This is a genomic window from Streptomyces sp. NPDC006487 (genome assembly GCF_042870555.1).
Lineage (GTDB): Bacteria > Actinomycetota > Actinomycetes > Streptomycetales > Streptomycetaceae > Streptomyces.
In genome coordinates, this window is record NZ_JBIAHN010000035.1 from 1 (window position 1) to 22,784 (window position 22,784).

Here is a 22,784-nt window from a genome sequence, read left to right on the forward strand (position 1 = left end):
ATGCGGACCTCGGAGGCCGACAGCTTCTTGGCGTCGGCGGCGACGTTCTCCTTCGCGGGAGCGTCGTCCTTCTTCGCGTCGGAGCCGTAGCCGCACGAGGCGAGGGCGCCGATCAGGAGCGGGAGGGCGGCAGCGGCGACGATGCTGCGGCGCAGGGTCTTACCGGTGGTTCCGATGGCAGGCACGGGAGGGCTTCCTCTCGTAGCGTCGTGTCACGACGCACGTCTTCGTTTGCTGAGCAAGGGCAGGTACGGCTCGCGGGGGGTGTGGGCGCGCATGCGGTGCGCGTACGTCATCACGCACATCGCCCCACACCTCCCTGGCCGCTGCCGAGGGAGCCGCTGCCTACGCGGCCGCCCTCTTTCGCGAAGGTGGAGTAGATATCGGCAAGCATGATCAGAAGTCCCACCCTTCTTCATCAGCCTGGACGGTGGTCTCGGCGGTGGAGGCGAAGGATTCGCCGACCATGCCGGCCGCCAGCGTCGTGCCGTCCGCCGGGTCGATCAGCAGGAAGGACCCGGTGCGGCGCGAGTCGGCGTACGAGTCGAGCGCGAGCGGCTCGGCGGTACGGACGACGACCCGGCCGATGTCGTTGGCCACCAGCTGCCCGGGGTTCGGGTGCTGGGACAGGTCGTCCAGGGTCAGCCGCGAGGGGATCTCCTTGACGATCGCCTTCACCGTGCGCGTGGTGTGCTTGATCAGCACCCGGGCGCCCACGGCGAGGGGCTGGTCCGCCACGTGGCAGACCGTCGCCACGACGTCCTGCGTGGTGGCGGGGGAGTTCGACGACGGCGCGATCAGGTCGCCGCGCGAGATGTCGATGTCGTCCTTGAGGCGCAGGGTCACCGACTGCGGTGCCCACGCGATGTCGACGCTCTCACCGAGCGCGTCGATGCCCTCGATGACCGAGGTGCGGCCCGACGGCAGGACGGTGACGGCCTCGCCGACGCGCAGGACGCCGGAGGCGATCTGGCCGGCGTAGCCGCGGTAGTCGGGGTGCTCGGCGGTCTGCGGGCGGATCACGTACTGCACCGGGAAACGCGCCGGGCAGGCGGTGAGGTCGTGGCTGACCGGGACGGTCTCCAGGTGTTCGAGCACCGTGGGGCCGCCGTACCAGTCCATGTGGGCGGAGGGCTCCACCACGTTGTCGCCGGCCAGGGCCGAGATCGGGATCGCGGTGATCTCCGGGACGCCCAGGCCCGTGGCGTACGCGGTGAACTCCTCGGCGATCTTCGCGAAGACGGACTCCTCGTAGCCGACGAGGTCCATCTTGTTGACGGCGAGGACCACGTGGGGGACCCGCAGCAGGGCCGCGACCGCGGCGTGCCTGCGGGTCTGCTCGATCACGCCGTTGCGGGCGTCGACGAGGACGACCGCGAGGTCGGCGGTGGAGGCGCCGGTGACCATGTTGCGGGTGTACTGCACGTGCCCGGGGGTGTCGGCCAGGATGAACCGGCGCCGGGCGGTGGCGAAGTAGCGGTAGGCCACGTCGATGGTGATGCCCTGCTCCCGCTCGGCGCGCAGGCCGTCGGTGAGCAGTGCGAGGTCGGGGGTGTCCTGGCCGCGGCTGGCGGAGACCCGCTCGACGGCTTCCAGCTGGTCGGTGAGGACCGACTTGGAGTCGTGCAGGAGACGGCCGACCAGGGTGGACTTGCCGTCGTCGACGGAGCCCGCGGTCGCGAAGCGCAGCAGCGTGGTCGCCGACAGATCGGCGAACTGCTCGGTGGTGGAGGTCATGGTTAGAAGTACCCTTCGCGCTTGCGGTCTTCCATCGCGGCCTCGGACAGCTTGTCGTCGGCGCGGGTCGCGCCCCGCTCGGTGAGCCGGGAAGCGGCGATTTCGGTGATCACGGCGTCCAGCGTGGTGGCGTCGGAGTCGACGGCGCCGGTGCAGGACATGTCACCGACGGTGCGGTAGCGGATCAGGCGGGTCTCGGTGGTCTCGCCGTCCTTGGCGCCGCCCCACTCGCCGGCCGTCAGCCACATGCCGTTGCGCTGGAAGACCTCGCGCTCGTGGGCGAAGTAGATCTCCGGAAGTTCGATCTTCTCGCGGGCGATGTACTGCCACACGTCCAGCTCGGTCCAGTTGGAGAGCGGGAAGACGCGCACGTGCTCGCCCGGGGCGTGGCGGCCGTTGTAGAGCTGCCACAGCTCGGGGCGCTGGCGGCGCGGGTCCCACTGGGAGAACTCGTCGCGCAGGGAGAAGACGCGCTCCTTGGCGCGGGCCTTCTCCTCGTCGCGGCGGCCGCCGCCGAAGACCGCGTCGAACTTGAGCTGCTGGATCGCCTCGGTGAGGGGGACGGTCTGCAGCGGGTTGCGGACGCCGTCGGGGCGCTCGCGGAGCTTGCCGGCGTCGATGTACTCCTGGACGGAGGCCACGTGCAGGCGCAGGCCGTGCTTGGCGACCGCGCGGTCCCGGTAGTCCAGGACCTCGGGGAAGTTGTGGCCGGTGTCCACGTGGAGCAGGGTGAACGGCACCGGCGCGGGCGCGAACGCCTTCAGCGCCAGGTGCAGCATGACGATCGAGTCCTTGCCGCCGGAGAAGAGGACCACCGGCTTCTCGAACTCGCCCGCCACCTCGCGGAAGATGTGCACCGCCTCCGACTCGAGGGCGTCGAGGTGCGACAGCGCGTAGGGCGCGTCCGTCCCTTCGTGGACGTGTGCGACGGTGGCGGTCATGCCAGACCCCTCTCGGTGAGCAGCGCGTGCAGGGCCGAAGCCGACTCCTGTACGGACTGCGTGTGCGACTCGATACGGAGGTCCGGGGACTCCGGTGCCTCGTACGGGTCGTCGACCCCGGTCAGACCGGAGATCTCGCCCGCCGCCTGCTTGGCGTACAGGCCCTTCACGTCACGCTCGGAGCACACCTCCACCGGAGTGGCCACGTGCACTTCGAGGTAGCTCGTGCCCTCGGCGGCGTGCCGCTTGCGGACGGCCTCGCGGCTGTCCGCGAACGGCGCGATGACCGGGACGAGCGCCTTCACGCCGTTGGACGCGAGGAGTTCGGCGACGAAGCCGATCCGCTGCACGTTGGTGTGCCGGTCCTCGCGGCTGAAACCGAGACCGGCCGAGAGGAACTCGCGGATCTCGTCGCCGTCGAGGACCTCCACGCGGTGGCCCTCGGCGCGCAGCCGCTCGGCCAGCGCGTAGGCGATGGTGGTCTTGCCCGCGCTCGGCAGCCCGGTCAGCCACACGGTGGCGCCCTGGTCGCTCACGCTCATCTGGTTCGTCTCCGTCGGTTCTGTACGTTCGTCGGTAGCGCCCGCGGCCGTCCCGGTGGTGGGGCCGGTGGCCGTGCTGGTGGTCGTCATCAGCCGTGCAGCCCGCACTCGGTCTTGCCGCGCCCGGCCCAGCGGCCGGCGCGGGCGTCCTCGCCCTCCGCCACCCGGCGGGTGCAGGGGGCGCAGCCGACGGAGGCGTAACCGTCCATCAGCAGCGGGTTGGTGAGCACGCCGTGCTCCAGGACGTACGCGTCCACGTCGTCCTGGGTCCAGCGGGCGATCGGCGAGACCTTGACCTTCTGCCGCTTCTCGTCCCAGCCGACCACCGGGGTGTTCGCCCGGGTCGGGGACTCGTCGCGGCGCAGGCCCGTCGCCCAGGCGTCGTACGCGGTCAGGCCCTCTTCGAGCGGCTTGACCTTGCGCAGTGCGCAGCACAGGTCGGGGTCGCGGTCGTGCAGCTTGGGGCCGTACTCGGCGTCCTGCTCGGCGACGCTCTGGCGCGGGGTGAGCGTGATGACGTTGACGTTCATCACGGCCTCGACCGCGTCACGGGTGCCGATGGTCTCCTCGAAGTGGTAGCCCGTGTCGAGGAAGACCACGTCCACGCCGGGGATGGCGCGGGAGGCGAGGTGGGCGACGACCGCGTCCTCCATGGAGGAGGTCACGGCGAACTTCTTGCCGAAGGTCTCGGCCGCCCAGGTGAGGATCTCCAGCGGCGCGGCGTCCTCGAGGTCCCGGCCCGCCTGCTCGGCCAGCGCCTTGAGGTCGGCGGTCTTGAGATCGGCGTCCTGAATCGTGGTCATATCTCGTCCCCTCCAGCGTCATTGGACTGAACACCCCGGGCCAGCAGCCCCAGGTACTTCAGCTGGAAGGCTCGATTGCAGGCCCTGCATTCCCAGGCGCCGTGCCCTGTTTCGTTCGGGAACAGGTCCTCGTCGCCGCAGTACGGGCAGTAGAACGGTGCGGCGCGCTCGCTCACGAGAGGTCCTCGTCCTTGGCACGGGTGACCCAGGAGGCGAAGCGCTCGCCGTCCTCGCGCTGCTTCTCGAAGCGCGAGACGACCCGCTCGACGTAGTCCGGCAGACCGGCCGAGGTGACCTTGAGGCCGCGGACCTTGCGGCCGAAGCCGGCCTCCAGACCGAGTGCGCCGCCCAGGTGGACCTGGTAGCCCTCGACCTGGTTGCCCTCGTCGTCCAGGACCAGCTGGCCCTTGAGACCGATGTCCGCCACCTGGATACGGGCGCAGGCGTTCGGGCAGCCGTTGATGTTGATGGTGAGCGGCTCGGCGAAGCCCGGCAGGCGGCGCTCCAGTTCGTCGATCAGCGAGGCGCCGCGCGCCTTCGTCTCGACGATGGCCAGCTTGCAGAACTCGATGCCGGTGCAGGCCATCGTGCCGCGGCGGAACGGGGACGGGTTGACCCGCAGGTCCAGGGCCTCCAGGGCCGCGACGACCGAGTCGACCTGGTCCGCCTCGATGTCGAGCACGATCATCTTCTGCTCGGCGGTGGTGCGCAGCCGGCCGGAGCCGTGCTGCTCGGCGACGGCGGCGATCTTCGTCAGGGTGGCGCCGTCGACGCGGCCCACGCGGGGGGCGAAGCCGACGTAGAACTTGCCGTCCTGCTGCTGGTGCACGCCGACGTGGTCGCGCCACTGGCCGCTGGGCTGCTCGGGCGCGGGGCCGTCGGTCAGCTTGCGCTTCAGGTACTCGTCCTCCAGGACCTGGCGGAACTTGGCCGGGCCCCAGTCGGCGACGAGGAACTTCAGGCGGGCGCGGGTGCGCAGCCGGCGGTAGCCGTAGTCGCGGAAGATCGAGATGACGCCCTCGTAGATGTCCGGGACCTCGTCGAGCGAGACCCAGGTGCCCAGGCGCACACCCAGCTTCGGGTTGGTGGAGAGGCCGCCGCCGACCCAGACGTCGAAGCCGGGGCCGTGCTCAGGGTGGTTCACGCCCACGAAGGCGATGTCGTTGATCTCGTGCGCCACGTCGAGCAGCGGCGAGCCGGAGATCGCGGACTTGAACTTGCGGGGCAGGTTCGAGAAGGCGGGGTTGCCCACGATGCGGGCGTAGATCTCGTCGATGGCGGGAGTGCCGTCGATGATCTCGTCCAGGGCGATGCCGGCGACGGGCGAGCCCAGGATCACGCGGGGGGTGTCACCGCAGGCCTCGGTGGTCGAGAGGCCGACGGCCTCCAGACGGCGCCAGATCTCCGGGACGTCCTCGATGCGGATCCAGTGGTACTGCACGTTCTGCCGGTCCGTGAGGTCGGCGGTGCCGCGGGCGAACTCCTCGGAGATCTCGCCGATGACGCGCAGCTGCTCGGTGGTCAGCCGGCCGCCGTCGATGCGGACGCGCAGCATGAAGTACTTGTCGTCCAGCTCCTCCGGCTCCAGGATCGCGGTCTTGCCGCCGTCGATCCCGGGCTTGCGCTGGGTGTAGAGGCCCCACCAGCGCATACGGCCGCGCAGGTCGTTGGGGTCGATCGAGTCGAAGCCCGCCTTGGAGTAGATGTTCTCGATGCGCGCCCGCACATTGAGACCGTCGTCGTCCTTCTTGAACTGCTCGTTGCCGTTGAGGGGCGTGTGGTGTCCGACGGCCCACTGGCCCTCACCGCGGTGACGGCCGGTCTTGCGGCGCGCGGCGGCGGCGGGTGCGGCGGCTGCGGTCGTATCGGGGGTGGCGGCCATGGCGGTACGTCCTTCTTCGGCGGCTCGAGGCAGGGGCAGGGGGAGCGGCGGCGTGACCCCTGGCGCGCGTGGAGCGGATGTGGCTGTTTCGTCGCCTTTTTGGGGCGACGAACGGCCTACAGGGGACTGCGGTGGTAGCTGACGGCGGGCGGTGTGTTCGCTTCCGCGGCGACGTCGATGCGGGGCGCTGTCGCGGCGGTGCTGTGCGTCAGCGCGCCGGACAGATGGCGCTGGACATGCGGCCGAGGTCGACGTGCCGCCGACTCACCAAGGCAATTCCAGCTCCGTTCATGGGGGGAAGCGTGGCATGTGGCGATTGGAGGAGTCCACTACTGTCCACAATCCGGACGAACTCGTCTCACATCGCAAGATCCCCGTGACGGGGGTCACCTCCTGGGCCCCCCGAGCCCCACCCGTTCCGCTGCGCGGGGCCGTCCCCCGCCCGCCCTTCCATCCGTTCCCGCCTCGATCGCGGGCGGGGCCGGAAGGTCGCCCCAAACGCCGGCGGGGCTGGAGCGTCCGGCCCCGCCGGGTCCCGGCCCACCCCACCGTCGCGGAGCGGCTACGCCCCCGGCCAGGGGCCCGGGGTGGGGGTGGGGACCTTCTCCTCGGCCTCCTCCTTGAAGACCTTGAAGCCGCGCCGCTGGTAGTTCGCCATCGCCGTCGGCCCGTCCTCACTGCACGTGTGCAGCCAGACGCGCCGCGTCGGGGCCAGCTCCGGCCAGCGCTCGGCCAGGGACCAGGCCCGCTCGATGCCCACGGTCAGCAGGTGGCCGCCGATGCGACGGCCCCGGAAGTCGGGGATCAGGCCGAAGTACATGATCTCCACCACACCGTCGGGCTGCGGGTCGAGTTCCACGTACCCCGCGGGGGTGCCCCGGTCGTACGCCACCCACGTCTCCACGCCGGGACGGCCCAGCTGCTCCACCCACTGCGCGCGGGTCAGCGCCAGCCGGTCCGTCCAGTGGATGTCGCCGCCCACGGAGGCGTAGAGGAACCGGCTGAACTCGGGGGAGGGGACCTCCGACCGGACGATCCGGATCTCGGGGCCCGGGACGGCAGCCGGGACGAGGTCGGAGGGGTCGGTCATTTCCAGGGACCAAGTGGTCAGGGTGATGGTGCTCATGGACTTCAGGGAATCATGCCGGTCCCTGCCGGGCCCAGCCGGGCGCTGATCACCGCCGGCGCCGTGGAGTGCGGCAGCAGCGCGGCCGGGTCCGCGGGGCGGATCAGCTCCACCTCCACGTCCTGCGCGAAGCGGTACGGGCGGTGGGCGAGCACGCCGCCGAGGTTGCGGCGCACCCGGGAGATCTCCGCGCGGACCGTGACCGTGCGCGTCGGGTCCCCGAACAGCTCCTGCGAGAGTTCCGCCGCCGAGCGCCCCCGGGGGGACTCCGCGAGCAGGAACAGCAGCTCCGCGTGGCGCGGGCTCAGCTCCTGCGACCAGCTGCCCGCGGCCCCGTAGACGGTGGCCCGCCAGGCCCCGGGCCGGCTGAGGTCGAGGACGACGCGGGCAGCCGCCCCGGCGCCCGTGCGGGCCTCCGTGACGTTCACCAGCCAGCCGCCCGGCAGCGGCTCCACCAGGCAGTCGCCGAGCTGCGGCACCCACACCCGGCCGGGCCCGAAGGACTTCGGCAGCGGGATCCGCTCGACCGGTGCGAGCCCCGTGACGGCCGCGGTCCACCCGTTGCCGTCCACGGCCAGTGCCCGCCCCGGCACCCGTGCCAGCACCGGGGCCGCCACCGACCGCAGCCGTTCCAGCGACTCCAGGTGCCGTACCCGCAGCTCCCGCTCCGCGAGCCGGGCCACCGAGCTCACCCATGCCAGGGTCGCCGGGTGCATGGTGGCCAGCGGCCCGCTGACGTCGAGGACCCCGAGCAGCGAGCCGTCGCGGGGGTCCCGTACGGGGGCTCCGGCGCAGGTCCAGTCGTGGTGGCTGGAGACGAAGTGCTCCGCCGAGAACACCTGGACCGGTCTGCGGGCCACCAGGGCGGTGCCGACCCCGTTGGTGCCGACCACCGACTCGTCCCAGTGGGCGCCCACCCCGAAGCCGAGCCGGTCCGCGTTGCGCAGGATCGAGGAGTGGCCCTCCCGCCACAGCAGCCGCCCGTCCGCGTCGGCGACGACCATGATGTGCAGGGCCTCGTCCAGCGAGGGCAGCAGCCCCTCGCGCAGGACGGGCAGCAGGTCCCGTAGCGGAGAGGTCTGGCGCCGTTCCTCGGTCTCGGCGACCGACAGCATCCGCGAACGGCTGTCGCGGTCCGGGTGGACCCCGCCCGCCATCATCCGGCGCCAGGACTCGGCGATCTCCGGGCGCGGCGCGGCCGGCGGCCGGTCCCCGGCCAGCGCGGCCGCCCGTACTCCCTTCAGCAGACGCGCGGCCTCGCGCGCGTCCATGGCCGAGATGCGTGCCGCATCGACCGCGCTGCCTGTGGTGTGGGCCACCGGAACCTCCCCGTGCGAACAGATGTACGACGGTTCCCGCCCGGTGGGGCGTCCGGTACGCGCCCCTTCCAGGCGTGGACCGGTACGCCCGGAGGGCGGTTCCGAGTCAAAGGTTGCAACGTCTTGCAACTCTCGCCAAGTCCCGGTCGGCCGATCGAAACTGTGCGGACGTCGCCGAGCGGCGTGGCAGCTCCTTCCTCGGGGCTTCTCGGATCAGGGGTGGTGCCGAGTCGGCGCGGCGCCATCCCTGTTCCAGGTCAACGGGCCCGGATGTCGCCGGGCGGTTCTGTTCGGAAGGTTGGGGCCTTCCTGCAGACGGCGAGCGGAGGGTTGGGGCCCTCTCTCAGCCCGCGATCCGGGCCCGTTCCACCACGGATCCCAGATCCAGACTGTGCGGCAGCGTGCCGAAGGCCGCGCCCCAGTCCCCGCCCAGGCGCGAAGCGCAGAAGGCGTCGGCGACCTCCGGCGGGGCCCAGCGCACCAGCAGGGACCCCTGGAGCACCAAGGCCATCCGCTCCACGACCCGCCGGGCGCGCGCCTCGATGCCCTCCAGGTCCGCGAGTTCGGTCAGCAGGTTCTTGATGGCCGAATCCAGCCGGTGGTCGGCGCCGCGCGCCAGACCGACCTCCTGGAGGAAGGCGTTCAGCGCCTGCGGCTCGCGCTGCAGGGCGCGCAGCACGTCGAGGGCCTGGACGTTGCCCGATCCCTCCCAGATGGAGTTCAGCGGGGACTCGCGCAGCAGCCGGGGCAGCCCGGACTCCTCGACGTAGCCGTTTCCGCCCAGACACTCCAGGGCCTCAGCGACCATCGGCGTACAGCGCTTGGTCACCCAGTACTTCGCGGCGGGCACCGCGATGCGCAGGAAGGCCCGCTCCTGCTCGTTGCCCGTGCTCTGGACGGCGTCGTACGCGGCCGCGAGGCGGAGCGTGAGGGTGGTGGCGGCCTCCGACTCCAGAGCGAGGTCGGCGAGGACGTTGCGCATCAGGGGCTGGTCGATGAGCGGCGCTCCGAAAGCAGAGCGGTGCTCCGTATGGTGAGCGGCCTGCGTCAGGGCCTGCCGCATCAGCGAGGCCGAACCGATCACGCAGTCCAGCCGGGTCGCCGCGACCATCTCGATGATGGTCCGCACCCCCCGGCCCTCCTCGCCCACCCGCCGCGCCCACGTCCCGTCGAACTCCACCTCGCTCGACGCGTTCGACCGGTTGCCCAGCTTGTCCTTCAGCCGCTGGATCGCGAAGACGTTGCGCGTCCCGTCCGGCAGCACCCGCGGCACCAGGAAACAGGTCAGCCCGCCCGGTGCCTGCGCCAGTACCAGGAACCCGTCGCACATCGGAGCCGAGCAGAACCACTTGTGCCCCGTCAGCAGGTACTCGCCGGAAGCGTCCAGCGGTACCGCCGCGGTCGTGTTCGCCCGGACGTCGCTGCCGCCCTGCTTCTCCGTCATGCCCATCCCGAAGAGGACCCCGGCCTTCTGCCCGGCCGGCCGCAGCCCCTCCTCGTACACGTGCGAGGTCAGCCGCGGTTCCCATTCGGCCGCCAGCTCCGGATCGGTCCGCAGCGCCGGTACCGCCGCGTGCGTCATCGAGACCGGGCAGCCGTGCCCCGCCTCCGCCTGCGACCACACGAAGAACCCGGCGGCCCGCCGCAGATGCCCCGCGGGCCGCCCCCACGCGTCGGTGAGCCCGGCGCCCACCGCGTGCCCGAGCAGCCGGTGCCACGAGGGATGGAACTCCACCTCGTCGATCCGGTTGCCGTACCGGTCGTGCGTCCGCAGCTTCGGCGGGTTCTCGTTCGCCTGCGTCCCCCAGTCCTGTGCCTGCCGGGACCCCGCCGCGCGGCCGAGACCCGTGAGCTCTTCCTTTACCTCCGCGGCGAGTTCGGGCGCGGAGTCCGCGAGGTGCCGCTCGACCCCCTCGCTCAGGACCCGGTCGCTGCCGTAGACGTCGTGGCCCACGAGGGGCGGGGCCTGGTTGCTGACTGTGTGGGTGGTGGCTGCCATGCCGATACCGTAAGGACGTGCAGCACGCGAAAGAAACACCCGAGCGGATTCCGGGACGCCTCCACCGGGCCCGCGCCCTCTACCGCAACGTCTCCAAGCGCAAGATGGCGTGGCTGCTGCTCAAAGACACCGTGAACTCGTGCATCGAGTACCGGATCCTCGGACTCGCCGCCGAGGCCGCCTTCTTCACCCTGCTCTCGCTGCCCCCGCTCTTCCTGGGCCTGCTGGGTCTCCTCGGCTACGTGGACGGCTGGTCGGGCGGAACGACCGTCGCCAGCATCGAGGAGAACATCCTGCGGGCGGTCGGCACCGTCCTCTCCGACCGGGGCGTCAACGACATCGCCAAACCGATGCTCGACGACGTCACCGGCCGGGGCCGCCCCGACCTCATCTCCCTCGGGTTCGCCTTCGCCCTCTGGTCGGGCTCGCGCGCCGTCAACGTCTTCATCGACACCATCACCGTCATGTACGGGCTCGACGGACAGCGCGGCATCGTCAAGACCAGGCTGCTCGCCTTCGTCCTCTACATCGCCGCCCTGCTGATCGGCGCCATCGTGCTGCCGCTGATGGTGGTCGGCCCGGACGCGGTGGTGCGGCTGGTGCCCTGGAGCACGGAGGTGATCGCGGTCATGTACTGGCCCGTCGTCACGCTGCTCTCCATCGCCTTCCTGACCACGCTCTACCACGTCTCCGTCCCGGTCCGCTCGCCCTGGATCGAGGACGTGCCCGGCGCGCTGGTCGCCCTCGCCATGTGGGTGCTCGGCTCGTTCCTGCTGCGGATCTACCTCACCAACACGGTGGAGGGCCCGACCATCTACGGATCGCTGGCCGCCCCCGTGGCGATCCTGCTGTGGATCGGCATCTCCGCCTTCGCCGTCCTCGTCGGGGCCGCCGTCAACGCCGCGATCGACCGGGTCTGGCCCTCGGTGGCCACCGCGGCGGCCCGCGAGGCGAACGAGCGGGTCCGCGAGGCGGAGGCCGCCCAGCTCGTGGCCCGGGCGGCCGCCTGGCGGGCCCTGGCCGAGGGGGAGTCGGAGGACGACGAGGGCGACGAGGACGGGGGCATGCCCTCGGAGTTCCCGGAGCGCTGGTCGAAGTTCCTGCCCCCCGAGGACTACCACTCCCGCCTGCGCAAGCACTGACCGCCGCCGTAGCGTGGTGTCCGTGGAGGAACGCGCGGACGACGCCGTGCCCGGCCGCCCCGGGCCGGAGGAACGGCCCGAGGCACGGTACGAGGAAGCACGGTACGAGGAACGGCCGTCCCGGACGGTCGCCGGAGCGGTGCTCTGGCGGGCCGGCGGGGCCGGCGCCGAGATGGTGCTGCCCGACGGGTGCATGGACCTGCTGTGGGTGGAGGGCCGGCTCCTGGTGGCCGGACCCGACACCGCCCCGCACCCCGCCGGAGAAGTCCCGGGCTCAGGCTTCGCCGGGATCCGGCTGGCCCCCGGCACGGCGCCCGCGCTGCTCGGCGTACCGGCCCGCGTACTGCGCGACCGGCGGGTCGAGCTGGCCGACCTGTGGCCCGCCGCCGAGGTACGGCGCCTCACCGCGCTCGTGGCCGCGTACGGGGATCCCCGCGAGGGACTGGAAGAGCTGGCCCGGCTCCGCGCGGCCGACGGCGGCCCACCGGACCCTCTCCTCGCGGAGGTGACGGCCCGGCTGCGCGCCGGGCAGGGCGTGGCCGCCGTGGCCGGGGCGGTCGGCCTCGGGGAGCGGCAGCTGCACCGGCGCTCCCTCGACGCCTTCGGCTACGGGCCCCGGACCCTGGGGCGGATCCTGCGCCTCCAGCGGGCCCTCGCGCTGACCCGCCGCGGGCTGCCGCAGGCGGCGGTGGCGGCGGCGGCCGGATACGCCGACCAGGCGCACTACACCCGCGAGGTGCGCGCCCTGGCGGGGACCACGCCGGGGGCCTACGCGGCGGGGTCGGGTCAGGCGGGGTCGGGTCAGGCGGGGTCGGGCGCTTCGCCCGTTCCGGCTGGTGCGAAGAGGGAGATCCCGGAGCCGTCCGGGTCCAGGACGACGGCGTAGCGCTGCCCCCAGAAGGCGTCCCAGGGCTTGAGATGGCCCGTGTTCCCGGCCTCGGTCAGCTCCGCGTACAGCGAGTCCACCTCGGCGGGGGAGTCGCACAGGAACGCGAGCCCCACCCGGCCGTCGCTCGTCGGGCGGGTCCAGGACGGGTCGAAGGAGCGGATGACCTCCTCCGTGTCCCAGCCGATCCGCTGCCCGCCCGGCAGGACGGCTTCGACGTGCGGCTGGTAGTCGGCCTCGGCGGGCACGTCGATGCCGAGGCGGCGGTAGAAGGCGAGCGATGCGGCCATGTCGGAGACGATGATGCCGATCATGTCGAGTCGGGGAGTCATGAACTCACCCTAGGCACGCCCGGCCGGGCCGGTCTTGAACGAATCGGACACCGGCGGACCCGTGGCCGGGCGGGCCGTCCCGTCCGGGCCCGTCCGGGTCACTCGGTGGCCTCCTCCGGGGGCAGGTGGCGGTAGACCGTGGCGCGGGAGACGCCGAGGGCGGCGGCGATTGCGGTGGCCCCGCTGCCCGCCGCGTGCATCCGGCGGGCGGCCTCGATCATGGCCGGGCTCATGGCGGCGGGCCGCCCGCGCCGTCCCCCCGGCACGGGCCGGGCCGGCGCACCGGGGCCGTCCGGGCCGTGCGGACCGTCGAGCAGTCGTCGTACGCCGTCCAGGACGGCCTGGCGCAGGGCAGGAACGGGAGCGTCGGCGAAGAGCACCACCGGGTCGGAGAGCATCGCCACGGCCTGGGCGGCCCGCACCCGTTCCGCGAATCCCGGATTCGGCCCCGCGACCAGGAAGTTGGCGCGGAGCATGGCGTCGCGCAGGCGGGCGAAGGCCGGCCCGGGGATGGCCAGCGCCATGTCCTGGAGGTTGAGGCGCAGCAGGTTGCGGTGGTCCAGCCAGACGTCCAGCACGCCCTCGATGACGGCCCACCGGGTCCGGTCCGAAGGCCGGGACGGGGCGGCCGTGCCGGCGGCGCCGGACGCGTCGGACGTGACGGGCCCATCGGCCGTGCCGGGACCGCCGGCTGCCGCGGCGCGGGCCAGGGCGGCCGCGAGATCCCGGAGCATCGGCTCGACCAGGGCGCCGAGGATGTCGGCCTTCCCGGGGAAGTGGTAGAGCACCGCCGGCTTGGAGACGCCCACCTGTTCGGCGATCTCCCGCAGCGAGGTCTCGTGGAAGCCGCGGACCCCGAACAGTTCCATGGAGACCCGCAGGATCCGGCGCCGGGTATCGGGAGCCGTCTCGCCCATCGACGTGTTCCGCGACGCGGCGACCACGGTGTACTGCGTCTCGTAAATCGTCTCAGAATCTGCGGTTCCGCTGGTCTCCATGGGGAACAGCTTAATCTCTGTGGTCGACTTGACTAAGGATTTCTCGGGCCGGCCCTGACCGGCGGTAAGTTCGAAACCCGGGTTCAGGACGCTCCGTAAAAGAAGTGGCGCAGGCCTGAGGGCGCTTGTTACGGTGGGGACGTTCCCGCCGACCGGTACGGGACGGCTCGTCAGCACGTATGCAGACCCGGAGGTGAGTTCATTGATGACTGTCATGGCGCAGGGCGTTGCCCGCACTCAGAAGACCATCAATGTCACTTCTGTGGTCTCCGGCTGACCTCTCACCTCTTTCGCGCCCGGTAGCGGCGCGCACCGCCGGGGCCACCCTGTGAAGGGTTTCCCTTGTCTCTCCCCGCTTTCTCTTCTCCTTCCTCCTCCTCGCTTCCGCACGCCCTGGCCCCCTACGGCTGGGACGAGGCGTGGGCGGCCGAGTTCGGCCCGTACACCGATCAGGGCCTGGTGCCCGGCCGGGTCGTACGCGTCGACCGCGGCCAGTGCGATGTCATGACGGCGGACGGCATCGTCCGCGCCGACACCGCCTTCGTCACCCCGCACGACCCGCTCCGGGTCATCTGCACCGGCGACTGGGCGGTGCTGGAGGCGCACGGCAACCCGCGCTACGTGAAGACGTACCTGCCGCGCCGGACCGCCTTCGTACGGTCCACCTCATCCCAGCGGTCCGAGGGCCAGATCCTCGCCGCGAACGTCGACCACGCGATCATCGCGGTGTCGCTGGCCGTCGAACTGGACCTCGGCCGCATCGAGCGGTTCCTCGCGCTCGCCTGGGAATCGGGGGCGCAGCCCCTCGTGGTCCTGACCAAGGCGGACCTGGTCCCGGACCCGGTCACCCTCGGACACCTCGTCGAGGACGTGGAGACGACGGCCCCCGGGGTCGCCGTCCTCACGGTCTCCTCGGTGACAGGGGAGGGCACGGACGTGCTCGCCGCGGTGGTCGGGGGCGGTACGAGCGTGCTCCTCGGGATCTCCGGCGCGGGCAAGTCCACGCTGGCCAACGCGCTGTTGGGGGAGGACGTGATGGAGGTCCAGGCGGCGCGCGAGGTCGACGGCAAGGGCCGCCACACCACCACGACGCGCAACCTGCTCGCGCTGCCGGGCGGTGGCGTGCTGATCGACACCCCCGGGCTGCGGGGCGTCGGGCTCTTCGACGCGGAGGCGGGCGTCGGGCAGGTCTTCTCGGAGATCGAGGAGTACGCGCAGCGGTGCCGTTTCCACGACTGCGCGCACGAGGCGGAGCCGGGGTGCGGTGTACGCGCCGCGGTGGACTCCGGTGAGCTGCCGGAGCGCCGGCTGGAGAGCTACCGCAAGCTGCTGCGGGAGAACCAGCGGATCGTCGCGAAGACCGACGCGCGGCTCCGGTCGGAGATCAGGCGCGACTGGAGGCTCCGCTCGGCGGAGGGTCGCGCGAACTATGCCGCGAAGCGCACGGGCCGAGCCTGACGGCTCCCGGCCCGGGGCCGTGCCTCGCCCCGGGCGGGCACGTCCCCGCCCCGGGCGGGCACGTCCCCGCCCCGGGCCGGGCCCCACCCGATACCGCCCCGCGCAGCGGTGGGCTAGGTGCTCAGACCCCAGGTCAGGACGCGGTCCGGGTGGATGCGGATGACCTCGGGGCTGAAGTGGGGGCCCAGGGAGTGCGGGCCCACCTCCAGCGTGGCCCGGCCCCGGATCTCGATGCCGCGCACCGTCCAGGGACGGGTGCTGACCAGGTCGTCCACGACCAGTGACAGCCGGGGGTTCCCGGTGAGGTTCCGCCACTTCTTCGTCGTGCCCATCGCCAGCCCGCCCACCAGGACCGTCCCGTCGTCCTGGGGGAAGAATCCCACCGGGTTCGCCTGGGGCTGCCCGGCCGGGTCCACCGTCGCGAGCCGGCCCAGGTGCTGCGAGCGCAGGTATGTCAGTTCGGCCTCGCTGAAACCCTTGAACTCCGCCATATCGGTCATGGGGAGACGATCCCAGCCGGGGCCGCACGGCGCATCGGGCCGAGGACCTAGCCGGGCCTACGCCGTAAGTCCCGACCCCCGGCGCGCTAGGGCCTGTCGTCAAACTCCCGTCTGCCTCGCGAGGCCTGGCACGTGCTCTCGCCGCACCGAACGGCAGCCAAGTACGTCCGGTACACGGGCTTCCGCCCGGCACGCCGAGAGCACGCACCGGACGACGCGGGCCTGACCGGCAAGATCCGAAAGAGACGACCTAGGCCCACAGCAGCGTCCCCGCCCAGGCCCCCACCACCAGCAGGCACGCGAACAGCTCCACCAGCACGCTCGTCCCCACCGCCCGCATCACCGCCCGCACCGATGCCCACGCCTCCCCGCGGGTGCCCAGGCGGCGTCGCTCGCAGAGGTAGATGCCGCCGACGAAGCCGGGGGCCGTGCCCACCACCGGGAGCAGCACGAAGCCCAGTACCGCGCCCACACCCGCGTACACCACCATCCGGCGGGTGACGCCGACCCCCCGGAGCCGCCGCGGGGGCAGCAGCCACTTCACCACCTGCACCACCAGCAGCAGCGCTGTCGCGCCCGCCAGCAGGCCCCAGGCCACCGACGAGCGTTCGTGCAGCGCCCACCACAGGATTCCGGCCCAGACGAGGAGGGTGCCGGGGGCGCCGGGGACCAGTACCCCGAGCAATCCGAGCACCAGCACCAGCCCCACCAGCAGCAACTGGGGCAGCTGAGGCAGATCCATCTGCCCAGCCTGCCCGGCCCGGGACTATCGGGCCACCCAGCCCCGTTCGTACGCGTGCCAGCCGAGCTGGAGCCGGGTCGTGACCCCCGCCAGCTCCATCAGGCCCTTGACCCGCCGCTGGACCGTCCGCAGGCCCAGCTCCAGGTGCTTCGCCACGCTCGCGTCCGTCATCCCCGCCAGGAGGAGGCTGAGGATCTCCAGGTCCGTCACGTCGGGTCCGCCATCGGATTCCTCCGGCGCCCCGGTGGAGCCCAGCCGCAGCGGCAGCGACTCCCGCCAGACCGCCTCGAAGAGGCCCATCAGGGACTCCAGCAGCCCCGACGCGTGCACGACCAGCGCCGCCGGCTCCGCGCCGCGCGCCGTCAGCGGGACCATCGCGAGCGACCGGTCCGCGATGACGAGTTTGGTCGGCACCGCGGCCGTCACCCGGATGTGCTCGCCGCGCGCCAGCGCCGTGGACGCCTCGCGGATCCCGCTGGGCAGGGTGAGCACCTCCCGCTCGATGACCACCCGGTAGGAGACCCCCCGTACGGCCGCCCGGTCCTCCGCCTCGTTGTCCGTCCCCGTCACCACCTGCGGCCGGCCGCTGACCAGCGCGAGCACCTCCTCCACCGCGCCGAGCTGGAGCTGGTGGAAGCGGTGGGCCACCGCGCTGGCGCCCGTCACCACCTCCACCAGGTCGTGGACGGCCGGCTCGGCGGCCTCCGCCCGGTACTCCTCGGCCAGCAGGGCCGCCGCCAGCTCCGCCTGCTCCAGTTCGTGCCGCTGCTGCGTGAGCAGGGCGCCCAGGGCCACTCCGGGCGGGGCCGCCACCCAGCGGCCGGGCCGGGCGGAGGACTGGGCGGCGAGCCCGTGGCGCTCGAGGTGGCGCAGGGTCCGTTCGGTCTGCTGCACCGGCAGTGTCAGCCGGTGCGCGAGGTCCGGTATCTCCGCCGCCCCCAGCGCGACCAGCGCGCGGTAAGCGGACTCCTGTCCTTCGTCGAGACCTATCGCACTCAGCAACTCGTCCACCCAACCCTCTCGGAACCGTTCCTGGCGGGAAGCGGCCACGGCGCAAACCCGCCGTCGACATCATCGCCGCACCCCCCGCCCCTCTGCCAAGGTGGCGCCACCGCAGCACCAACATCCGCTGGCCAGAAGCCATTTACGCGGCGTTTTCGCCGTGCAATGCCGTAGTTGGCCGGAATTCACCTGGAGAGAGCGATGCGCCCGATATCGCGTACGGCACTGGGAACGGCCATCGCGGCCGTCCTGGCCGTCACGGCCGTGGGCCCGTCCACGGCACAGCCGAGCGACGGAGCGTCCGGAGCAGGGACCGGCACCGAGAAGAGGGCCCTCACCGGGAGCGAGGCGGCCTCCCGGCAGCCCACCGCGCCCGTCACGGTGACCCTGGTCACCGGTGACAGGATCCTGGTGTCCACCGACGCGGCCGGCCGCACGGCGGCCACCGCGATGCCCCGCGAGGACGGCTCGCAGCCGATCGTGCAGACCCGCCAGGCGGGCAAGGACCTCTACGTCTACCCCGAAAGCGCGATCAAGGCGCTCGCCGCGGGCAAGGCCGACGAGGAACTCTTCAACGTCACCGGCCTGATCCGGCAGGGCTACGACGACACGCACGCCAAGAAGCTCCCGCTGATCGCCGTCTACGAGGCCTCCGCCGGCCTCGCGCGCAGCGCCCCGCCCGTTCCGGCCGGCGCCGAGCAGTCGCTGGTCCTCGGCTCCATCGGCGGCGTCGCTCTCGCGGCCGACAAGGCGAAGGCCGCCGACTTCTGGGCCGACGTCACCGGCGCGAACGTGAACCCGCACGCGCGCTCGGCCGCCGCCCCCCGGCTGAAGAAGCTGTGGCTGGACGGCAAGGTCCAGGCGAACCTGGAGCGTTCCACCAAGCAGGTGGGCGCCACCGCCGCGTGGGCCGCCGGATTCGACGGCACGGGCACCAAGGTCGCCGTCCTCGACACCGGCACCGACCTCGCACACCCCGACCTCAAGGGCCGGGTGACCGAGGCGAAGAACTTCACCGACTCGGACACCGCCGAGGACCGCCAGGGCCACGGCACCCACACCATCTCCACCGTCGGCGGCTCCGGCGCCGAGAGCGGCGGGGCGAAGAAGGGCGTCGCCCCCGGCGCGCAGCTGCTCAGCGGCAAGGTCCTCAACGACTCCGGCTACGGCCTGGACTCGTGGATCATCGCGGGCATGCAGTGGGCCGTCGACAGCAAGGCCGACGTGGTCTCCATGAGCCTGGGAGACCCCTCCCAGCTCTCCTGCGACGACCCGATGGCCGCGGCCACCGAGGCGCTGGCCCAGAGCAGCAGCACCTTGTTCGTCATCGCCGCGGGCAACTCCGGCCCGGGCAACAACACGGTCTCCTCGCCCGGTTGCGCGCCCAGCGTGCTGACCGTCGGCGCCGTCGACCGCGACGACAAGACGGCCTCCTTCTCCAGCCGCGGCCCGGCGGGCCTGAACCACACCCTCAAGCCCGAGATCGCCGCCCCCGGCGTCGGGATCTCCGCCGCCGCCATGGGCGGCCGCGGGGTGTACGCGTACACCTCCATGTCCGGGACCTCGATGGCCACCCCGCACGTCGCGGGCGCCGCCGCCATCGTCAAGCAGCGCCACCCCGACTGGACCCCGCAGCAGATCAAGGCCGCGCTGGTCGGCTCCGCCAACACCGCGGTCCCGGGCGACGTACGGGAGACCGGCGGCGGGCGGCTCGACGTCAAGGCCGCCATCGACACCACCGTGACCGGCGCCCCCGCGCTCCAGGGCGGCACCTACAACTGGCCGCAGGACCGCAGCGACCGCACCACCGTCTCGGTCCCGTACACCAACACGGGGACCAAGCCCGTCACGCTGAACCTCTCCGTCGAGAAGGTCACCGGCAACGACGGATCCGCCGTCCGCGGCCAGGTCGCCCGTCTGGACAAGCGCACCGTGACCGTCCCGGCCGGCGCCACCGTCAAGGTGCCGCTCGCCCTGGACCCCGCCGCGAAGCTGGAGCGCTCCCAGTACGGGGACGTCACCGGCCGCGTCGTCGCCACGGCGAAGGGCGTGCACGTCTCCACCCCCTTCTCCCTCTACGTGGAGCCGGAGACGGTCACCCTGCGCGTCAAGCTCCTCGACCGCACGGGGAAGCCGGCCGCCGGCCCGTCCTCCCTGGACGTGATCGGCACCGACGACGCCACCGGTGAGCGCCGCTTCAACGAGGGCGCCGCCGACCAGGTCTACCGGGTCCGCCCGGGCTCGTACTTCCTGTCCGCCTTCGTCGGGACCCCCGACGCGGGCGAGGGCGACCGGATGTACGACTCGCTGACCTACCTCGGCCGTCCGCAGACCGAGATCAAGAAGGACACGGTGATCGTGCTGGACGCCCGCAAGGCGGCCAAGCTGAGCATCGCCACCGACAAGCCCACCGAGGCACGCGCCACCACCCTGGCCTTCTCCCGCTCCTGGGGCGAGGAATGGGCGCACACCGGCACCGCCATGGGCGGCCGCACCATCCGCGGCTACTACGCCTCGGTGGACGGCACGGCCAAGGAGGGCGACTTCGAGTTCGGCAGCTACTGGCGGGCGGCAGCTCCGCTGCTCTCCGAGCTGAAGGCCGACGGCGGCCCGGTGCTGCACCCGATCACGGCCTCCACCGGCAGCGACAACCTCGACGGCACCGGCCGCGCCCCGCTCGTGGGCGCGGGCTCGGGCACCCCCGAGGAGCTCGCGGCCGTCGCCGCCAAGGGCGCGGTCGTTCTGGTCAAGACGGCGGACGAGGGCTCGGCGTACGAGATCGCGGGCAACGCGAAGGCGGCCGGAGCCAAGGCCGTCCTCGTCTACCGCGACGCCCCCGGCCGCTGGCAGGCCTTCACCGGCTACGCGGGCGGCGCCCTCCCGGTGCTGACCGTCGAATCCGCCGAGGGACAGGCCCTGCTGGCCAGGCTCGGCAAGGGCGCGGTCACGCTGAGCTGGAAGGGCAGCGCGAAGAGCCCGTACGTCTACAACCTGGCCCAGATCGAGAAGGGCCAGGTCCACGGGGACCGCACCTACCGGGTGCGCGACCGTGACCTGGGCACCGTCGAATCGGCCTACCAGTCGATGGGCGTCGCCGCCGACTACGTCGACGTGACCGGGGCCTACCGGCCGCTCGGCAACGCCGTGTACTTCGGCTCCATCGACACCGTCGCGGTACCGGGCAAGCGCACCGAGTACTACTCCGCCGGGGACACCGCCTGGGACCACATGGTCTCCAGCAGCTTCCCGTGGGGCGAGTTCATGACCGACCAGCACCGCACGTACAAGGCGGGCTCCAAGCGCGCCGAGAACTGGTACGACGGGGTCATCGGCCCGGTCGCGCCGCGCGACACCGCGGGCAAGGAGCAGCTGGCCGCCGAACGTCAGGGCAACCTGATCGGCTTCGCCTCCGCCATGTGGGGCGACACCGGGCACTACGCCCAGCAGGGCGGCTTCGGTGACCTCGGCAACGTCTCGCTCAAGGTCGACGGCGAGTCGCTGGGCGACACCGGCTACCCCTTCGGGGCCTTCGAGGTCCCGGCCCGCGAGGCCACGTACGAACTGACCCAGCAGCTGGAGAAGTTCGGCCAGCCGGCCCGCACCTGGCAGCGCTCCTCCGGGATCCAGACCACCTGGACCTTCCGCTCGAAGCTGGACGCGACGCAGTACTCGCAGGCGCTGCCGGTCATCTTCCCGCGGATCTCCGCACCGCTGGACGGCATGAAGACCCTGGCCGCGGCCAACGGCCAGAAGATCGGCCTGGCGGTCAGCGGGCACGCGGGCTACGCGCCGGGCGCGCTCAAGTCGGCCAAGCTGTCCTACTCGTACGACGAGGGCGGCAGCTGGACCGAGGCGAAGGTCGGCGAGCGCGGCGGGCAGTGGACCGCGACCGTGGACCACGCCGGAGCCGCGGGCAAGCAGGTCATGCTCAAGGTCGAGCTGACCGACAAGAACGGCGCCACCGTCACCCAGATGGTCGCGCGGGCGTACGACATTCGCTAAGTCGTACGACATAGAGCAGGGGGGTCCATCGGACGGCGGTCCGATGGGCCCCCCTTTTTCCTGCGTTCGCCGGATTTCGGCTGCGCCGGAGCCCGACAATGAGGGCCATGAGTCAGCGGGACGCGGGCGCGGATGACTGGTGGCAGAAGCTCTACGAAGACCCCGACGGGGGACCGGAACCCGACCCCCGGGACACCCTGGAACACCGCTTCCGCTCGGCGGCGGTCCTGGTGGCGCCGACTCCGTCCCCGGCGGCGGTACCCCATCCCCGGAGGGATCCGGGCCCTCTGACGGAACACGATCCGGATCAGGATCCGGTGGCGCCGGTGGCGGGGCCGCCTGCGGCGGATTCCGTGCCGGTGCCCGAGGCCGGGCCACCCGTGCCGGAATCCGGGCCGGAGGCGGGGCTGCATGTGCCGACGCCCGGGCCGGGGCCCGAGGCGGAAGCGGAGCCGCCCCTGGCGGCTTCCGGACCGGCGGTGGAGCCGGAGGCCGGGGCAGGGGGCGCGTACGGCGGCCCGGTGCTGCCGCCGCCCCGGGACCCTCGGGAGGGCGGCCAGACCTGGTACGCGCTCGGGAGCGTCGCCGTACCGCCCGCGCTGCCCGCCGAGGACTCCGGAGAACCGACCGACTGGAGCTGGGGCCTGCGGGACGAGGCACCCCCGGCGGCCGCGCCCCCGGAGCCGGGCCGGGCAGGGGCCGGGAGCGGCCCCGACGACGCGTACGGCAGAGCCGGGCACCGGGCCCCGGCGGGGGCCGGCCCGGCGCCCGGTGCGGGCGGCGACGGCGACCCCTGGACGGGCCCGGCCACCGGTTCGCCGCGGGGTGCCGATTCCGGGTCCGGCCCGGGCTCCGGCCCGGCGTCGGGGTCCGCTGCCATCTCCGACCACGGGGCCGGTACAGGCTCTGACACCGGCCTTGTTCCCGGCACCGCCTCCGGGTCCGGTTCTGCTTCGGGTCTCGGTCCCAGGTCCGGTTCCGGGCTCGGTGCCATCGCCGGGGACGGGTCCGGTAGCGGCTCTGGCACCGGCCTTGTTCCCGGTCCCGCCTCCGGCTCCGATCAGGCCTCCCGTCCCGGTCTCGCCGCTGAGGCCGGTTCCGCCTCCGGGCTCGGTGTCGCGCCTGGTTCTGGGCCGGGTTCTGGTCCTGTCCTCGTGCCCGGCCCCGGCCCCGGCCCCGGCCCCGGCCCCGGTGCCGGTGCCGGTGCCGGTGCCGGTCCGGGGCTCGATTCAGGTCCTGGCACCGGCACGGGCTTCGCCCTTGGATCGCATCCCGGTTCCGGGTCGGGCTGGGGTGCCGCTCCCGCGTCCGGGGACGGGTCCGGCGTCGGCCCCGGGTCGGGGTCCGGTGACGGGGTCCCGTCCGGCGGGGCA

General features: G+C 72.6%; 19 protein-coding genes and 1 pseudogene. 4 read left to right on the forward strand and 16 right to left on the reverse strand.

Going from position 1 to position 22,784, the window contains the following annotated elements; genetic code table 11:
* The 11 genes and pseudogenes from ACFYM0_RS37135 to ACFYM0_RS37185 all read right to left on the reverse strand — a co-directional run.
* Positions 1–185: pseudogene (locus ACFYM0_RS37135) on the reverse strand (sulfate ABC transporter substrate-binding protein); the annotation flags it as partial.
* 211 nt (positions 186–396) lie between these two features.
* Positions 397–1,737 carry a sulfate adenylyltransferase subunit 1 gene (locus ACFYM0_RS37140; protein ID WP_388509925.1) on the reverse strand — a complete coding sequence of 447 codons (1,341 nt, stop codon included), beginning with the start codon at positions 1,735–1,737 and terminating at the stop codon, positions 397–399.
* 2 nt (positions 1,738–1,739) lie between these two features.
* Complete coding sequence (gene cysD / locus ACFYM0_RS37145; protein ID WP_388509928.1) at positions 1,740–2,678, reverse strand: sulfate adenylyltransferase subunit CysD; 939 nt, start codon at positions 2,676–2,678, stop codon at positions 1,740–1,742.
* Positions 2,675–3,220, reverse strand: coding sequence for an adenylyl-sulfate kinase (gene cysC / locus ACFYM0_RS37150; RefSeq protein ID WP_215148038.1), 546 nt, complete (start codon positions 3,218–3,220; stop codon positions 2,675–2,677). Before cysC ends, cysD begins: the two co-directional genes overlap by 4 nt.
* Before the next feature lie 89 nt (positions 3,221–3,309).
* Positions 3,310–4,023: a phosphoadenylyl-sulfate reductase gene (locus ACFYM0_RS37155; protein ID WP_388509931.1), complete on the reverse strand. Its 714-nt coding sequence runs from the start codon at positions 4,021–4,023 to the stop codon at positions 3,310–3,312.
* Positions 4,020–4,199 carry a DpnI domain-containing protein gene (locus tag ACFYM0_RS37160; protein WP_214956597.1) on the reverse strand — a complete coding sequence of 60 codons (180 nt, stop codon included), beginning with the start codon at positions 4,197–4,199 and terminating at the stop codon, positions 4,020–4,022. The genes ACFYM0_RS37155 and ACFYM0_RS37160 overlap by 4 nt, the downstream gene beginning before the upstream one ends.
* Positions 4,196–5,905 carry a nitrite/sulfite reductase gene (locus tag ACFYM0_RS37165; RefSeq protein WP_388509934.1) on the reverse strand — a complete coding sequence of 570 codons (1,710 nt, stop codon included), beginning with the start codon at positions 5,903–5,905 and terminating at the stop codon, positions 4,196–4,198. Before ACFYM0_RS37165 ends, ACFYM0_RS37160 begins: the two co-directional genes overlap by 4 nt.
* Before the next feature lie 208 nt (positions 5,906–6,113).
* Positions 6,114–6,197 carry a putative leader peptide gene (locus tag ACFYM0_RS37170; RefSeq protein WP_312847410.1) on the reverse strand — a complete coding sequence of 28 codons (84 nt, stop codon included), beginning with the start codon at positions 6,195–6,197 and terminating at the stop codon, positions 6,114–6,116.
* Positions 6,198–6,467: 270 nt separating this feature from the next.
* Positions 6,468–7,031 (reverse strand): GNAT family N-acetyltransferase, encoded by a 564-nt coding sequence (locus ACFYM0_RS37175; protein WP_388509937.1) that lies wholly within the window; start codon positions 7,029–7,031, stop codon positions 6,468–6,470.
* Between the two features lie 5 nt (positions 7,032–7,036).
* Complete coding sequence (locus ACFYM0_RS37180) at positions 7,037–8,302, reverse strand: GAF domain-containing protein (protein WP_388509974.1); 1,266 nt, start codon at positions 8,300–8,302, stop codon at positions 7,037–7,039.
* Between the two features lie 391 nt (positions 8,303–8,693).
* Positions 8,694–10,349 (reverse strand): acyl-CoA dehydrogenase family protein, encoded by a 1,656-nt coding sequence (locus ACFYM0_RS37185; RefSeq protein ID WP_388509940.1) that lies wholly within the window; start codon positions 10,347–10,349, stop codon positions 8,694–8,696.
* Positions 10,350–10,366: 17 nt separating this feature from the next.
* Here ACFYM0_RS37185 and ACFYM0_RS37190 point away from each other — a divergent pair, with 17 nt between their 5' ends.
* The gene (locus ACFYM0_RS37190) at positions 10,367–11,491 is read left to right on the forward strand and encodes a YihY/virulence factor BrkB family protein (protein WP_388509943.1); all 1,125 of its coding nucleotides are present in this window, start codon (positions 10,367–10,369) and stop codon (positions 11,489–11,491) included.
* Positions 11,492–11,537: 46 nt separating this feature from the next.
* Complete coding sequence (locus ACFYM0_RS37195) at positions 11,538–12,377, forward strand: helix-turn-helix domain-containing protein (RefSeq protein ID WP_388509976.1); 840 nt, start codon at positions 11,538–11,540, stop codon at positions 12,375–12,377.
* On the opposite strand, the gene ACFYM0_RS37200 is transcribed toward ACFYM0_RS37195, so the two are convergent.
* Positions 12,293–12,709: a VOC family protein gene (locus ACFYM0_RS37200; protein WP_388509946.1), complete on the reverse strand. Its 417-nt coding sequence runs from the start codon at positions 12,707–12,709 to the stop codon at positions 12,293–12,295. The genes ACFYM0_RS37195 and ACFYM0_RS37200 overlap by 85 nt on opposite strands.
* Before the next feature lie 98 nt (positions 12,710–12,807).
* The gene (locus tag ACFYM0_RS37205) at positions 12,808–13,707 is read right to left on the reverse strand and encodes a TetR family transcriptional regulator (protein ID WP_388509949.1); all 900 of its coding nucleotides are present in this window, start codon (positions 13,705–13,707) and stop codon (positions 12,808–12,810) included.
* 342 nt (positions 13,708–14,049) lie between these two features.
* On the opposite strand from ACFYM0_RS37205, the gene rsgA reads away from it, so the two are divergent.
* Complete coding sequence (gene rsgA / locus ACFYM0_RS37210) at positions 14,050–15,165, forward strand: ribosome small subunit-dependent GTPase A (RefSeq protein ID WP_388509952.1); 1,116 nt, start codon at positions 14,050–14,052, stop codon at positions 15,163–15,165.
* A gap of 113 nt (positions 15,166–15,278) precedes the next feature.
* Here rsgA and ACFYM0_RS37215 read toward each other — a convergent pair whose 3' ends face one another.
* The 3 genes from ACFYM0_RS37215 to ACFYM0_RS37225 form a co-directional block, all read right to left on the reverse strand.
* Positions 15,279–15,656, reverse strand: coding sequence for a PPOX class F420-dependent oxidoreductase (locus ACFYM0_RS37215; RefSeq protein ID WP_388509979.1), 378 nt, complete (start codon positions 15,654–15,656; stop codon positions 15,279–15,281).
* Between the two features lie 259 nt (positions 15,657–15,915).
* The gene (locus ACFYM0_RS37220; RefSeq protein WP_388509955.1) at positions 15,916–16,407 is read right to left on the reverse strand and encodes a DUF456 domain-containing protein; all 492 of its coding nucleotides are present in this window, start codon (positions 16,405–16,407) and stop codon (positions 15,916–15,918) included.
* 24 nt (positions 16,408–16,431) lie between these two features.
* Positions 16,432–17,409: a helix-turn-helix domain-containing protein gene (locus ACFYM0_RS37225; protein ID WP_388509982.1), complete on the reverse strand. Its 978-nt coding sequence runs from the start codon at positions 17,407–17,409 to the stop codon at positions 16,432–16,434.
* A gap of 201 nt (positions 17,410–17,610) precedes the next feature.
* Here ACFYM0_RS37225 and ACFYM0_RS37230 point away from each other — a divergent pair, with 201 nt between their 5' ends.
* On the forward strand, positions 17,611–21,411 hold the full coding sequence (locus ACFYM0_RS37230; protein ID WP_388509959.1) for a S8 family serine peptidase: 3,801 nt from the start codon (positions 17,611–17,613) through the stop codon (positions 21,409–21,411).
* Positions 21,412–22,784: the final 1,373 nt, after the last annotated feature.